This window comes from Roseateles sp. (genome assembly GCF_965262435.1).
In the GTDB taxonomy this organism is placed as follows: domain Bacteria; phylum Pseudomonadota; class Gammaproteobacteria; order Burkholderiales; family Burkholderiaceae_C; genus Paucibacter_A.
Genome location: NZ_OZ253537.1, coordinates 1,236,773 through 1,250,305, shown reverse-complemented (window position 1 = coordinate 1,250,305; position 13,533 = coordinate 1,236,773). Strand labels below are relative to the sequence as shown.

At 67.2% G+C, this 13,533-nt stretch carries 10 protein-coding genes; 7 read left to right on the top strand and 3 right to left on the bottom strand.

The window, feature by feature from the left end; translation table 11 throughout:
* Positions 1-645: 645 nt before the first annotated feature.
* Positions 646-1,275 carry a glutathione S-transferase family protein gene (locus tag ACQY39_RS05425; protein ID WP_428504133.1) on the bottom strand — a complete coding sequence of 210 codons (630 nt, stop codon included), beginning with the start codon at positions 1,273-1,275 and terminating at the stop codon, positions 646-648.
* Between the two features lie 193 nt (positions 1,276-1,468).
* Between ACQY39_RS05425 and ACQY39_RS05420 the strand changes: the two genes are divergently transcribed.
* The 6 genes from ACQY39_RS05420 to ACQY39_RS05395 all read left to right on the top strand — a co-directional run bounded on the left by ACQY39_RS05420 (position 1,469) and on the right by ACQY39_RS05395 (position 7,024).
* On the top strand, positions 1,469-2,317 hold the full coding sequence (locus ACQY39_RS05420) for a class I SAM-dependent methyltransferase (RefSeq protein ID WP_428504131.1): 849 nt from the start codon (positions 1,469-1,471) through the stop codon (positions 2,315-2,317).
* A 131-nt stretch (positions 2,318-2,448) separates the two neighbouring features.
* Positions 2,449-3,009 carry a cytochrome b gene (locus tag ACQY39_RS05415; protein ID WP_428504129.1) on the top strand — a complete coding sequence of 187 codons (561 nt, stop codon included), beginning with the start codon at positions 2,449-2,451 and terminating at the stop codon, positions 3,007-3,009.
* A gap of 90 nt (positions 3,010-3,099) precedes the next feature.
* Positions 3,100-3,975, top strand: coding sequence for a serine hydrolase (locus ACQY39_RS05410; RefSeq protein WP_428504127.1), 876 nt, complete (start codon positions 3,100-3,102; stop codon positions 3,973-3,975).
* A gap of 28 nt (positions 3,976-4,003) precedes the next feature.
* Positions 4,004-4,564 (top strand): GNAT family N-acetyltransferase, encoded by a 561-nt coding sequence (locus ACQY39_RS05405; protein WP_428504125.1) that lies wholly within the window; start codon positions 4,004-4,006, stop codon positions 4,562-4,564.
* Positions 4,565-4,727: 163 nt separating this feature from the next.
* Complete coding sequence (locus ACQY39_RS05400) at positions 4,728-5,897, top strand: YjgN family protein (protein ID WP_428504123.1); 1,170 nt, start codon at positions 4,728-4,730, stop codon at positions 5,895-5,897.
* An 8-nt stretch (positions 5,898-5,905) separates the two neighbouring features.
* Positions 5,906-7,024, top strand: a complete 1,119-nt coding sequence (locus ACQY39_RS05395; protein ID WP_428504121.1) for a M48 family metallopeptidase — start codon at positions 5,906-5,908, stop codon at positions 7,022-7,024.
* 27 nt (positions 7,025-7,051) lie between these two features.
* Here the strand turns inward: ACQY39_RS05395 and ACQY39_RS05390 are convergent, their stop codons facing one another.
* Positions 7,052-10,687 (bottom strand): alpha-1,6-glucosidase domain-containing protein, encoded by a 3,636-nt coding sequence (locus ACQY39_RS05390; RefSeq protein ID WP_428504119.1) that lies wholly within the window; start codon positions 10,685-10,687, stop codon positions 7,052-7,054.
* Positions 10,688-11,053: 366 nt separating this feature from the next.
* Between ACQY39_RS05390 and purB the strand changes: the two genes are divergently transcribed.
* Entirely contained in the window at positions 11,054-12,439 is a 1,386-nt protein-coding gene (gene purB / locus ACQY39_RS05385) for an adenylosuccinate lyase (protein WP_428504117.1), read from the top strand.
* Between the two features lie 92 nt (positions 12,440-12,531).
* Here the strand turns inward: purB and ACQY39_RS05380 are convergent, their stop codons facing one another.
* Positions 12,532-13,533 carry a GGDEF domain-containing response regulator gene (locus ACQY39_RS05380; RefSeq protein WP_428504115.1) on the bottom strand — a complete coding sequence of 334 codons (1,002 nt, stop codon included), beginning with the start codon at positions 13,531-13,533 and terminating at the stop codon, positions 12,532-12,534.

Sequence of the window (13,533 nt, the reverse complement as noted above, 5' to 3'; positions counted from 1 at the left end):
GCTCTCCCTCGTGAGGCCCTGCAGTTCGGGCCGCCACCGGGCTCATGGTTCCGGGGTCGGCCCTGCCGGGCCGACTGCCTTGCGCTGCTCGCGCCTCGGGGCTGGCGCATAACTCACTGCACTCACTGCGTTCGTTCCGTTCAAACAGACGCGCCAAGTCAGAGCTTGAAGCGCGCGGGTACGCGCGCGCCCCAAGGCGCTGCGCTGCTCAGCCCTCCACAAATCGCCCAGCGGCGGCCCGAACTGCAGGGCGCTTGCATCGCGGCCGATGTGCCCTTCGGCGATGGAACACGCCACCTTCGGAGGTGGCTCGGCCCGACGACGGGCGATTTGTGCGCGGCCGAGAGCGCAGCGGAGCGGCTCAGGCGCGTGTACTCGCGCGCTTCAAGCGCTGACTCGGCGCCACTGTTTGACCACAGTGAGCGCAGCGAACGGAGGGAGTTTGGCGCCGCTGAGCCGCGGAGAGAGCACCGAGGGAAGTCGGCTCGCAGAGCCGACCCGGGCACCATGAGCACGGCGGCGGGCCGAGCCACCGCAGCGCGAAAACCCGGCCGTCGAGGTTCCGCTTTGTGCCGGAAGCAGCACCCCAAGCCCAAACGAAAAAGGCCTTGCAGATGCAAGGCCTCTTCAGCTGCGGCGCGACGATCAGGCTGCAGGTGGCGCGGTGTCGACAAAGCTGGCGCGGGCGCTCAGTTTCTCGAAGTGACGGGCCAGATTGGCATGCTCGCTGCGCCAGTCCAGTTGCGGAAAGCGGAAGTCGAGGTAGCCGAGAGCGCAGCCGACCGCGATATCAGCGAGCGAGAAATGCGTGCCCGAGCACCAGGCTCGCTCACCCAGGCCATGGTTCATGGACACCAGGGCGGCGCCCACCTTGTCCATCTGGCGCTGCACCCAGGCCGCGCTGCGTTGCTCGGGCGTGCGGCCGGCCCAGTGCTCTTCCAAGCGCGCGGCCACGCAGGCATCGAGCACCCCGTCGGCCAAGGCTTCCCAGGTGCGCACTTCGGTGCGCTCACGGCCGCGCTCGGGGATCAGGCGACCGACCGGCGACAGGGTGTCGACATACTCGACGATCACCCGCGAGTCGAACACCGCGCCGGTGATGGAGTCTTGGCCTTCCATCACCAGGCAGGGCACCTTGCCCAAAGGATTCATCTTCAGGATGGCATCACTGGCCCAGACGTCTTCCAGCACGAACTGGTAGTCGAGCTTTTTCTCGGCCATCACGATGCGCACTTTGCGAACGTAAGGACTGCTGAGCGAACCGATCAATTTCATAGCGTTTACATCCCTCTCGAATTCATTCTAGCCACGGGACTGTTGTGCCCCAGCCTGTACAAACAACCCGGACTCGGGCAGGCAAGGCTTTTATGCGCGCGACACAGAAGCGCAGCATCGCCGCCACCGGCCCGCGAGCAGCGCAAGAAGTAACGGTAAAAATGCCGCCACACACAAAACTGGAGGGACTGCCATGACACACCCGGAAACCCCGCCCCTGGCCGCCGCACATTCGCGCCAGCAAGCCTTGCAGAACAGCTTCGGCAGCGAGTCGGGCGGCGTGGCGGCCGTCTTCTCAGGCAAGGCGGCCGACTACCAGGCCGCCCGGCCCGACTACCCCCTGGGCCTGCTGCAGCACCTGCGCCAAGGCCTGCCAGCCGCCGCCCATGTGGTGGATCTGGGCGCGGGCACGGGCTTGCTGAGCGCCGGGCTGCTGCAGCAAGGCCTGCGCGTGACGGCCGTGGAGCCCAGCGCCGCCATGCGCAGCGCGGCCGAGCAGGCACTGGGCCGAGAGCCCGGATTTGCCAGCAGCGCTGGCAGCGCCGAGGCCACCGGCCTCACCCATGGTTGCGCCGATCTGATCACCGCGGCCCAGGCCTTCCATTGGTTTGACATCGAGGCCGCCAGGCGCGAATGCCTGCGCCTGCTCAAGCCCGGCGCTCAGGTGGCCCTGATCTGGAACGACCGCGTGCGCGAAGACCCGCTGCAACAGGAGCTCGACGCGCTCTTCGATGCCTTCGGTGGCGCCCGCCGTGCCGCTCAGAAACAACACATGAGCCCGGGTGACGAGGGCGAACGCGCCGGCCTGCCCCAGTTCTTTGGCGGCGCCGTACCGGCCGGCCTGCACTGGCCCCACGAGCATTGGCTGGACGAGGCGGGCCTGGCCAGCCTGGCCTTCTCGCGTTCCTACATTCCGGCCCGCGCCAGCGAGGAGGGTCAGGTCTTGCTCGGGCAACTGAGCCGCTTGTTCGCCCGCTTCGCGAACGGCCCGCGGCTGGCGATGTGCTATCGCACGCTGGCCGTGATCGGTCGGCCGGCCTAATGAGGCGGCAAGGGACGCGGCTTGGTCCCGGAGCCCCCGTCACTCGTCCCATGACCTTCGTGCCAGCGCCCGCCCCGCTGCCAGAATCCCCCACCCTCAACCTCACCCCGGCTGCCGCGCCCCTGCCCCACATGAACACCGCCACCGCACCCCTGAGCCGCACCACCGTCACCCTGCACTGGCTGATGGCGATGGCCATGATCGGCCTCACATCGGTCGGCCTTTATATGGCCGAGTTCGAAGTCTGGGCCCTCTACCCCATCCACAAATCGGTCGGTATTCTGGTGCTGCTGCTGGCCGTGCTGCGCGCCGCCTGGCGGCTCAAGGAAGGCTGGCCGGCCCCCACCGGGCAGGCCTCGGCCCTGCAGCAGACCCTCGCCAAGGCGGTGCACTGGCTGCTGCTGCTCAGCACCCTGGCCATGCCCATCAGCGGCATGATCTTCTCGGGTGCCAGCGGACACGGCTTCGGCATCTTCGGCCTGACCTTGATGGAACATCACCCGGACCCGAACAAGCACGGCGAGGTGCTGCCCCTGAACGCCGGACTGAGCGAGCTGGCCCACAGCCTGCACAGCGCCATCGGCTATGTGCTGATCGCCGCTGTGCTGCTCCATGTGGCCGGGGCGCTCAAGCACCACTTGCTCGACCGCGACGCCAGCCTGCGCCGCATGCTGGGCCGCTCCACGCCCTGAGCCCCGGCATCCTCCCTGACGGGCGCCCTGGAGCCAAGCAGAATAGGGGCTTAATGCCCCCGTTCTGTGCCGACCTGCCCGAGACCCCACTTGCTGTCCCACGCCGCCCCCTCTCCTCGCCCCGCCGCGCACTCGGCCTGGCGCCAGCGCAGCGCCCTCCTGCTGCTGAGCCTGCTTGCCACGGCCGCCCTCGCCAAACCGGCTGACGCGCCGCTGCAGCTGCCCGTCAATGCCCGCCATGCCCTGGTGCTGGAGAACGGCAGCGGCAAGGTACTGATGGCCAAGGATGCCGACACCCAGGTGCCGATCGCTTCGCTGACCAAGTTGATGACGGCCATGGTGGTGCTCGATGCCAAGGCCGACCTGAAAGCGCGCATCCGCATCCAGCGTGAGGACGTCGACACCCTCAAGCACAGCCCCTCGCGCGTGCCCGTGGGCGCCCAGATGACGCGCGGCGCGGCCCTGCACCTGGCCCTGATGTCCTCGGACAACCGCGCTGCCGCCGCCCTGGCCCGCACCATGCCGGGCGGCATGCCGGCCTTTGAGCAAGCGGTGCGCGCCAAGATTCGTGCGCTCGGCCTGACGCGCACCGAGATCGCCGAGCCTACCGGCCTGTCCGCACGCAACCGCTCCACCGCAGCCGAGATGGCCAAGATCGCCGCTGCGGCGGCGCGCTACCCGCAGATCAGCAAGCTCAGCAGCGATCTGAAAGAGAAGGTGCTGATCAACGGCCGGCCGGTCGAATTCCGCAACACCAACCGCCTGGTCGGCCGCAAGGGCTGGGACATCCGCCTGTCCAAGACCGGCTACACCGACGAAGCCGGGCGCTGCCTGGCCCTGCGCCTGAAAGACAAGACCGGCCAGGACCTGACCGTGGTGCTGCTCGACAGCGACGGCTCGGCCGAACGTCTGGCCGACGCGGCCAAGATCCGCAAGTCCCTGGAACGCCACCGCAAGCACAGCTGAACTGACTCACCGGAAGCGAGATTGCCGCATGAACCCGACACCGTCATCAAGCCCCCATTCCGCGCCACGCGTGCTGCTGCGCCCGGTCAACGAGGACGACCTGCCGCGCATTGCCGCCCAGGCCGCTGACCTGAGCGAACGCAATGAGTTCGAAGGTTCGATGCTGCGCGGCCCGCAGTTCTTCAAGAAGCGTTTTGCCGAGGACGGCTTCTCCAGCAACGAGGCCGAGCGACTGGTCGTCTGCGATGCCGACAACGGCGAGCCGATCGGCTCCGCTTCACATTTCCTGGCCCATCGCTACTCCAGCGCGCGCGAGCTGGGCTGGAAGATCGACGACCCGGCCCGCCGCGGCCAGGGCTGGGGCTCGGCCGCCGCGCGCGCCCTGATCGACCATGTGTTTCATAACTTCGAGGTCCACCGTGTCTGCGCCGCCCTGGCGCCGGGCAATCTGGCCTCGCGCCGGGTGGCCGAAAAATCCGGCCTGCAGTTCGAAGGCCGGCTGCGCGGCGTGATCTTCATCAACGGCCGCTACCTCGACAGCGAGGTCTTCGGCCTGCTGCGGCCAGAGTGGCAAGAGCGCCGCGGCTGAAGTTCACCCGGCGCCCAGGGCAGACCCTCTCCCTCTGAGGAGGGAGTTCGTTGCCAAGCCGCCTGAGGCTGGGGCACACTGCCCGCGCCTCGCGCGCGCCATGCCGCGAACAACAGACAAGTGCCTTCGCTCGAAAGGCCGGACAGGGAGAGAGGACCCCACCATGATTGAACTGCCAGACGCCGCCTGCGTCTACACGCCTGCAACTGAAGCAAGGCCTGAGCCCCTGACCTTGCAAATACAGTTCACCGGCAGCGGCAGCGAGTACTTTCGCATCTGGATCGTCAATCTCCTGCTGACCTTGCTAACCCTGGGGCTCTACCTGCCTTTCGCCAAGGTGCGGCGCCTGCGCTACTTCTACGCCAACACACGCGTCGGCGGCCAGGCCTTGAGCTTCCATGGCCGACCTTGGCCCATGTTCCGCGGCTTTGTGCTGCTGCTCCTGCTCGCCGGCGCCTATGGCCTGGCCGGGCATTTCTCGCCGCTGGCGGGCTTTTTGGCCTACCTGCTGCTGTGCGCGCTCTGGCCGGCACTGTGGCGCGCGGGCCTGCAGTTCCGCCTGGGCAACACGCGCTGGCGCGGTCTGCGGCTGAGTTTCCAGGGCGATCTGGCCGGCGCCTACAAAGCTGTGGCGCCGCTCTACATCCCCGCCATGCTGTTGATGGCCGGTACCGCCTGGCAAGCCTGGAAAGATCCGATGGCTCGCATGGGGCCGGGCGCCATCGTGGGCATGGTGGGCCTGGTCGGCATGGTGCTGCTCAGCCCCTATTTCCTGGCCCGCATCAAACGCTACCAGCATGAGGGCTACGCCTATGCCGATCAGCGCGGGCAGTTCATGGTGGGCACAGGGAGGTTCTACGTTCTGGTACTCAAGGGGCTGCTGGTGTCCTTGCTGCCCTTGGCCCTGGCCATCGGCATTGCCATGGGTCTGGTGCTGCTGCTGAAGCCCAGCGGGGCCATGAATCCGGCCATCGGTGTGGGCATCGTGATGCTGGGCTACTTGCTGTATTTCATGATGATCGGGCCCTACTTCACCGCCCGCACACAGAACCTGGTCTGGTCAGGCACACGCAGCGAAGGCCTGGAGTTCCACAGCCGCCTGAGCTTTCGCCGCCTGCTCTGGCTGACCTTGATCAACTGGCTGCTCACGGCTCTGACGCTGAGCCTCTACCGCCCCTTCGCCGCCATCAAAACCGCGCGCCTGCGCCTGGAATCCGTGTCCCTGCAGGTGCATGGCGATGTCGAGGCCTGGCGTGCGCAAGCACAGGGGGCAACGAACGACGCCAGCGGCGAGGCGGCCGGCGACTTCTTCGGCTTTGACATGGGATGGTGAGTTCAGCCATGTCTACATCGCTATGGTGCGGCGAACCGCGGCTGCGTGCCCGATGGTTTGACGGCCGCAGCGCGCAAGCGCAAGCCGTCTGGGCCTGGCTCAGTGAAGACGGGCGCTGGCTGCTTCTGCAAGCCCTGGCGACCGAATCGAATGAAGGGGCGGCCGTGCTGGCACGCCACGCCTCCCGCGACGTGGTCTGGCCCGAGCGCCTGCGCCATGGCGAGCGCCAGGCCTTGCTGCCCGATGGCGGCATGCTCTGCGAAGACCCGGCGCCCGAGGGCCGCCAGAACTGGGACGACTGGGCCCGGCGCTCGGGCCTGCGCGACAGCTTGACCGTGCGTAGCATGCGCAGCTGGCGCTTGGTCGGCGTGAGCGTGCTGCTGAGCGCGGGCCTGCTCGCCTCGGCCTGGGTCTGGGGCATCCCTTGGGTGGCCCAGCAAGGTGCGGCGCTGATCCCTGCCGCGGCCGAGCAGCAGATCTCCAGCGAGGCGCTCGACTATGTCGATCGCATGTGGCTCAAGCCCAGCACGCTGAGCGAGGCCCAGCAGGAGCTGATCACGCGGCGCTTGGCTGCGGTCGTGCGCCGCGATGAAATCCTGCGCGCCGGTCTGGAGCCGCTGGCCGAACCCTTGCCGGCCTACCGACTGCACTTCCGTGCCGGCCCCAAGGCCCTGGGGCCCAATGCCTTTGCCCTGCCCGGCGGCGACATCGTGCTGACCGATGCCCTGGTCGAGCTGGCCGCAGACGAGCCCGACATCATCACCGGCGTGCTGGCCCATGAGCTCGGCCACGTGCGCCACCGCCACGGCATGCGCCTGGCCTTGCAGGCCGGCATGGTGGCCGGTGTGAGCGGGCTGCTGGTCGGTGATTTCTCGGCCCTGCTGGCCGGCCTGCCGGCCTGGCTGGCGCAGGCCGACTACTCGCGCGAATTCGAGCGCGAGGCCGATCTGCACGCGCGCCAAATGCTGCAGGCAGCCGGCATCTCGCCGCGCGTGATGGTGCGTTTCTTCGAGCGCCTCACGGCCTATCAACGACAACGCGGCCAGGACAAGTCACCCCTGCCCATGGCCTTTGCCAGCCACCCGGCGCATGCCGAGCGCATTGCCTTCTTCAACGCGGCGCCTTGAGAGACCAACGCCGCGCTGAAGCGTGGCTCAGGGCCGCACAAACACCACCGCCGTGCGCGCTGGCAGATTCAGCACACCGCTGGCCGCATCAAAACTGGCCTGGCGGGCGCGGGCATCGGCGGCGCCCGCCGCGCGGTGCACCGGGTGCAGTTGCAGGGCATGGCCGATCAAGCCTGGCACCGTCAGCTGCTTGGCCTGCTTGTCCACATTGATGGCATAGACCAGCTCCTGGAAGCCAGCACCGGCATAGCCTTGGCCGTCGATCTGACCGATCAGCACCGTGGCCTCCTGGGCGGAGCCGGTGTTGTGGAACTTGAGCCGGGCCTTGATGTCCTCGGCCGTGCGCAGGCGCAAGAGGCTGCTGCTCTTGCGAATGGCCAGCAGGTCGCGGAAGACGTCGCGGGTCCAGGCGATGTCCGCCGCGGCAGGCTTGATCAGCGGGTCGGCCAGCAGCGGGCGCAGCAGCGACCAGTTGTCGCCGTTGTCGCGCTGCGGCGGCAGGCCGACGCCGAAGTTGTTGTCGGCATAGCTCCAGTCCAGGCGGTTGAACCAGTCGCCTGAGTCGTAGCTGTTGCGGTCCATGGACTTGCTGCGCAAGGTGTCCACGCCAGCATGGAAGTAGGCCACGCCCTGGCTGAAGGCATTGATGGCCAGCCCCAAGGCCTGCACGCGGGCGCGATCCTCGCGGCTGGTGCCAGCCGGAAGCTTGAAGACGTTATTGTCGAACAGGCTGGTGTTGTCGTGGTTCTCCACATAATTGACCACCTCGCCGGGCTCCAGCACATAGCCGGCGGGCAGGCCGCCGACATTGATCTGCTCCAGGCGCAGGTTGGCATCCCAGCTGGTCTGCAGCTCGTAGCTGCGGATAGAGCCGGCCAGCGAGGCCTTGATTTGGTCGCCATGCCACATCAGGTCGCCCCGTGTCTTGCCGCCGCCGAAGGCATTGGCGTCATAGAACAGGCCGTTGATGAAGCCCTGGTTGGCAAACTGGTTGTTGCCACTGTCGAAGGAGCTGCCGCCGCGCACGGCGTCGCGGATGAAGGGGTTGAAGCTGCCGATGCCGGTGCCGTTCAGGCCCAACATATCGGCCTGCACAAAGCGCGCGCCATTGGCCACCTCGCCAAAGTTCCAGCCCTCGCCGAGGATCTGCACCGGGCGGCCGCTGGCGCGATCGACGGCGGCCTTGAGGTCCACCATCACCGAGCGCGGATGGTGGCCCATGATGTCGAAGCGCAGGGAGCTGATGTGATAGTCGCGCACCCAGACAATGGCCGAGTCGATCATCAGCTTGGCCATCATGCGGTTCTCAGCCGCTGTGTTTTCGCAGCAAGTGGAGCGCTCGATGCCGCCGCTGGCGTTCAGACGGTGGTAGTAGCCGGGCACCACCTTGTCCAGCACCGAGGCGCTGTTCAGGCCGGAGGCACTGGTGTGGTTGTAGACCATGTCCATGCCCACGCGCAGGCCGGCGGCGTTGAGCGCCTGCACCATGCGGCGGAATTCGACGATGCGCGCGGCCGGGTCGGCCACGCTGCTGGCGTAGCTGCCTTCCGGCGTGGTGAAGTGGTAGGGGTCATAGCCCCAGTTGAAGCAGTCGCTACCGGCTGTGGCGCTGACCAGGGCCTGCTGGGCCTCGCCGTCGGCGCTGCCGCTGGGATTGGGCGTCACGCAGCCCTTTTCGTTCACGCTGGCAATGTCGAAGACCGGCAGCAGGTGCACATCGCTGAGCCCGCTTTGTGCCAGGGCGCGCAGATGCTTCATGCCGTTCGAGTTGCCCTCGGCAAAAGCCAGGTACTTGCCGCGCTTGTCGGCCGGCACGGTGGCATCGTTGACCGAGAAGTCGCGCACATGCAGCTCGTAGATGCTCATGTCCGGCGTGGCCTGCACGGTGGCGGGCGCTTGGCTGGCGTCCCAACCGGCGGGCTTGAAGGCGGCGCTTTGCAGATCGGCCACCACGCTTTGCTGGCTACCCAAGGTCAGGGCCAGGGAGTAGGGATCGGTGACCAGGCTGCGCACCAGGCCGACGCCGCGCACAAACACCGTCACGGCATAGCGATAGCTGCGGCCGTTCAGCTCGCCGGCCAGGCTGCTGCTCCAGGCGCCGGTGGCCGGGTCACGCTGCAGGTCCACGGTCTGGCTGCGGCTCAGAAAGGGGTTGCTGCTCGGTGCGGTGACGATCACTTGCACGGCCTGGGCCGTGGGCGCCCAGAGCTTGAACTGGGTGCGGCCGTTCTTGACCGTCGCGCCGTAATCGTTCACCTCGGCGGCGGCGCTGTAGAGATGATCGAGCGCCCCGGCGATCTGCGCGGTGCTGGCGTTCTGCACGTGGCCGGCCGCGTTTTCCTGCACCAGCACCAGCTGCTGGGTGTGCAGCTGCGGCAGGCGCGGCAGGTCAGCCTCGCGCACCAGGAACACACCGCCCGCCGCCACGTACTTGAAACGCTGGGCATCGGCCGCCGGCACATTGCCGCTGAAGGCATCGAGGGTGATGGCGCCATCGGCGCCGCTGACCGGCGCGTCCTTGGCCACCACGATCTGGCCGGTGGCCGAGTGGTAGAGCTTGACCACCGTGCCGGCCGGTGCCGCAGCCGCGAACACGCGCGGCCATTGCAGCAGGCGCTGGTTGAGCCAGACGGCGCGGGCGTCGCTGCTGGAGACGGAGCGCAGATCGGGTGGCGCGGTGTAGACGGTGGCGTCCTGCTGCACCAGCCAGATCTCGCCGACCTGGTTCTGGATCTTCAGGCCGGCGTAATCGACGCGGATGTTGTTGTCGCGGCCGTCCTTGTCGTTCTGGTTCGGCGCCATGCCGTGGATGATGAATTCCAGGGCCTTGCGGCTGGCATCGTCACGCGGGTTGAGCACGGGGATGTCGAAGACGATCTCGCCCGCGCCGGCCGCATGGCCGGGCATGGCGTTGAAGGCCACGGGCGCGCCCCATTGGTCGATCGGCAGGCCGGCGGGCAGCGCGGCCACATTCAGACCGCTGCCGTTCCACAGATGCAGGCCCCAGTTGCTGTGGCCACCGTCGAAGCGCTGGTAGTGCACGCGCACGGTGTGCAGATTGGGCACGGGCAGGCCCAAGGGGTTGCTGGTGTAGGTGACGTTGTCGCCTTCGACCCGCCAGATCTCATTGGCACCGGGCTTGAGCTCGTAGCTTTGGTCGGCGCCGCCCCAGTCCTTCCAGTCGCCCTTGTGCAGCAGGTAGCCGACCGTGCCGCTGTCGGCGGCCAGGGGCACGTCATAGATCGCGCCAAAATCGTCGCTGCCGCTGGCGTTCCAGCCGCCATTCCAGGCAGGGCTTTGCGCCGCGCCCCAGCTGTGCAGCTGCCAGCCGCTGGTGTCGCCATCGGCGCGGCGGTAGTGCACGCGCAGCGAGCTGCCCGCGGTCGTGGTCACACGGGCGGCAGCAGCCTTGGCACGAGTGGTGTCGGGCACCGGGGCTGCAGGTACAGGCACCAGCACCGTGGTGTTGGCATCGATCACGCGCGGCCCGGCCGCGCTGGCATCCGCCGCTGCCGCCGTGGCCTGGCTCATGGACGCCGCCCCGGGCTGCTCCGTCTGGCCGCCGCCGCAGGCGCTCAGGACCAGCAAGGCCAAGCCCGCCAATGCCCTGCGTACCTGACCACTCCAGCCCCGTGCGGGCGCCTTCTCGATGTGCGTGTTCATGTGCATCCTTGCTTGGTGTCTTCCAGCTGAAGCAGCGCCCGGGCACCGACCCGCATGCCGCGGTGGGTTCAGGCGAGGCGATGCTAGTGGAGTAAAACTACATTCGATAGCTGGTGGTTTCCCGGTAATTTCTCACGTTCAATTGCCTATTTGTAGTCAAAGTACCAACTCAAAAGGCTGTGAATCCAGGGCGATGGCAATCCAACTCCGGCGCCCACTGGCGCTTTTCATCACCCTGTCATCCGCGGCTAAAATCTGCGGGTTTTTCCCGAGCCGAGGGCCGCTGCGAGAGCAGGGCCAGCCTGGCGGCCCGGGCAATCGCACCTCCCCCTCATCAGCCCTGGCGGCCCGCAGCCGCCCACTGCCATGACCACCCAGTCCACCGCCTCGCTTTCCTCGATCAGCGCCCTCTCGCCCCTGGATGGCCGCTACGCCGCACGTGTGGCGCCGCTGCGCCCGCTGCTGTCCGAGTTCGGCCTGATGCACCGCCGCGTGCAGGTCGAGGTGGAATGGTTCATCGCCCTGTCGGACGCTGGCTTTGCCGAGTTCAAGCCCCTGAGCGAAGCCGCGCGCGGCCTGCTGCGCAGCCTGGTGGCGCGCTTCTCGGAAGCCGATGCCCAGGCGATCAAGGACATCGAGAAGACCACCAACCATGACGTCAAGGCCGTCGAGTACTGGCTCAAGGCCCGCTTTGACGCCAGCACCGAGCTGAAGGCAGCCGGCGAGTTCGTGCACTTCGCCTGCACCAGCGAAGACATCAACAACACCAGCCACGGCCTGATGCTCAAGGCCGCACGCCAGGACGTGTTGCTGCCCACCATCGACCGCATCATTGCCAAGCTCGGCGCCATGGCCCACGCCACCGCGGCCACGCCCATGCTGAGCCGCACCCACGGCCAGACCGCCAGCCCCACCACCGTGGGCAAGGAAATCGCCAACGTCGTGGCCCGCCTGCGCACGGCACGCACCCGCATCGCCGAAGTGAAGCTGCTGGCCAAGATGAACGGCGCCGTGGGCAACTACAACGCCCACCTGAGCGCCTGGCCCGAGTTCGACTGGGAAGGCTTCAGCCAGCGCGTCATCGAAGGCCAGCTGGGCCTGACCTTCAACCCCTACACCATCCAGATCGAGCCGCATGACTACATGGCCGAGCTGTTCGACGCGACCACGCGCCTGAACACCATCCTGATCGACTGGTCACGTGATGTCTGGGGTTATGTCTCGCTGGGCTATTTCAAGCAGCGCACGGTGGCCGGCGAGATCGGTTCTTCGACCATGCCGCACAAGGTCAACCCGATCGACTTCGAAAACGCCGAGGGCAACTTCGGCCTGGCCAATGCCTTGCTGACGCACCTGAGCCAGAAGCTGCCGATCAGCCGCTGGCAGCGTGACCTGACCGACTCCACCGTGCTGCGCAATATGGGCGTGGCCATCGGCTACGCCGTGCTGGGCTATGAGTCTTTGCTCAAGGGCCTGGACAAGCTGGAGATCAACGAAGCCGCCCTGGCGCAAGACCTGGACAGCGCCTGGGAAGTGCTGGCCGAGCCCATCCAGACCGTGATGCGCCGCTACGCCTTGCCCAACCCCTACGAGCGCCTGAAGGAGCTGACCCGCGGCAAGGCCATCACGGCCGAGTCGATCCGCGAGTTCATCAACGGCCTGGAGCTGCCCGAAGCCGAGAAGACCCGCTTGCTGGCCATGACGCCAGGCAGCTACACCGGCAAGGCCGAAGAGCTGGCCAAGCGCATCTGAAACTGACGGGGGCCGAAGAACGCGGGCATTGAGCCTGCCCGACACGGCCCCTGCGCTGGACTCCAGCGCAGGACTAGAGCGTTGGGGCCGGCTCAGGCCTCGGAGCGCAGATCAATGCGCTCATGGCTGCTGCGCGCGCGGCCGGCCTGTTTGGCGGCATACAGGGCTCGATCCGCAAAAGCCAGCAAACGCTCGACCGTCAAACCCGCAGGCGGCGTGCCCTCGAACTGCATCATGGCGCTGACACTGGTCCAGCCCTCACTGGACTCGTCAAAACTGGCCGTTCCAATGGAGACGGACAAACGCCCGAGGCTGGCCATGGCGTGCGGGAAATTCAGCGCTTGCAATTGGGCCTGGATGCCCGCTGCCACGACCTGGACACCTTTTTCATCGGTCTCCGGCAGGAGCAGGGCGAACTCTTCACCGCCGTAGCGCGCGACCAAATCCCCGGGGCGGCAGGCACAGCGGCGCAGCACCTGGGCCACGGCGATGAGGGCTTCATCGCCGCGCAAGTGGCCGTAGTGATCGTTGAACTTCTTGAAATGGTCGACATCCACCATCGCGATGGACAAGGCACGTTGACCGCGTGCGGCGCGGCTCCACTCTGCGGCCAATCGCTCATCCAAGACCCGGCGGTTGGCGCACTGAGTCAAGCCGTCCACGGACGCGAGCCGCTTCAAGTCGTCGAGGGCACGCTTCAAGCGCAGCTGCGTCCTGACCCGCGCGGCGACGATGGCAGGCCGAATCGGCTTGGCGATGAAGTCCGCGGCGCCCAAACCGAGGCCTTGTTCCTCCATCAACTCATCGCTGTGGCTGGTGACAAAGATCACCGGAACCTCGCACAGCCGCGGCTCCTCGAGCATGGCCTGCCAGACCTCAAACCCGGTCATCCCCGGCATCTCCGCGTCGAGCAAGACCAGGTCTGGCACGTCCGCGCTGGCCAGGCGCAGCGCCATCGCGCCGCTGGTTGCAAAGCGCAGCCGTCCAATGCCAGACAGGCACTTGCTCAGAACTTGAATGACGGTCGGGTCGTCGTCCACCATCAGAATGCTGGGCAGAAGCACTGGCTCGTTCGACAGTTCTTTCTTTTCCAT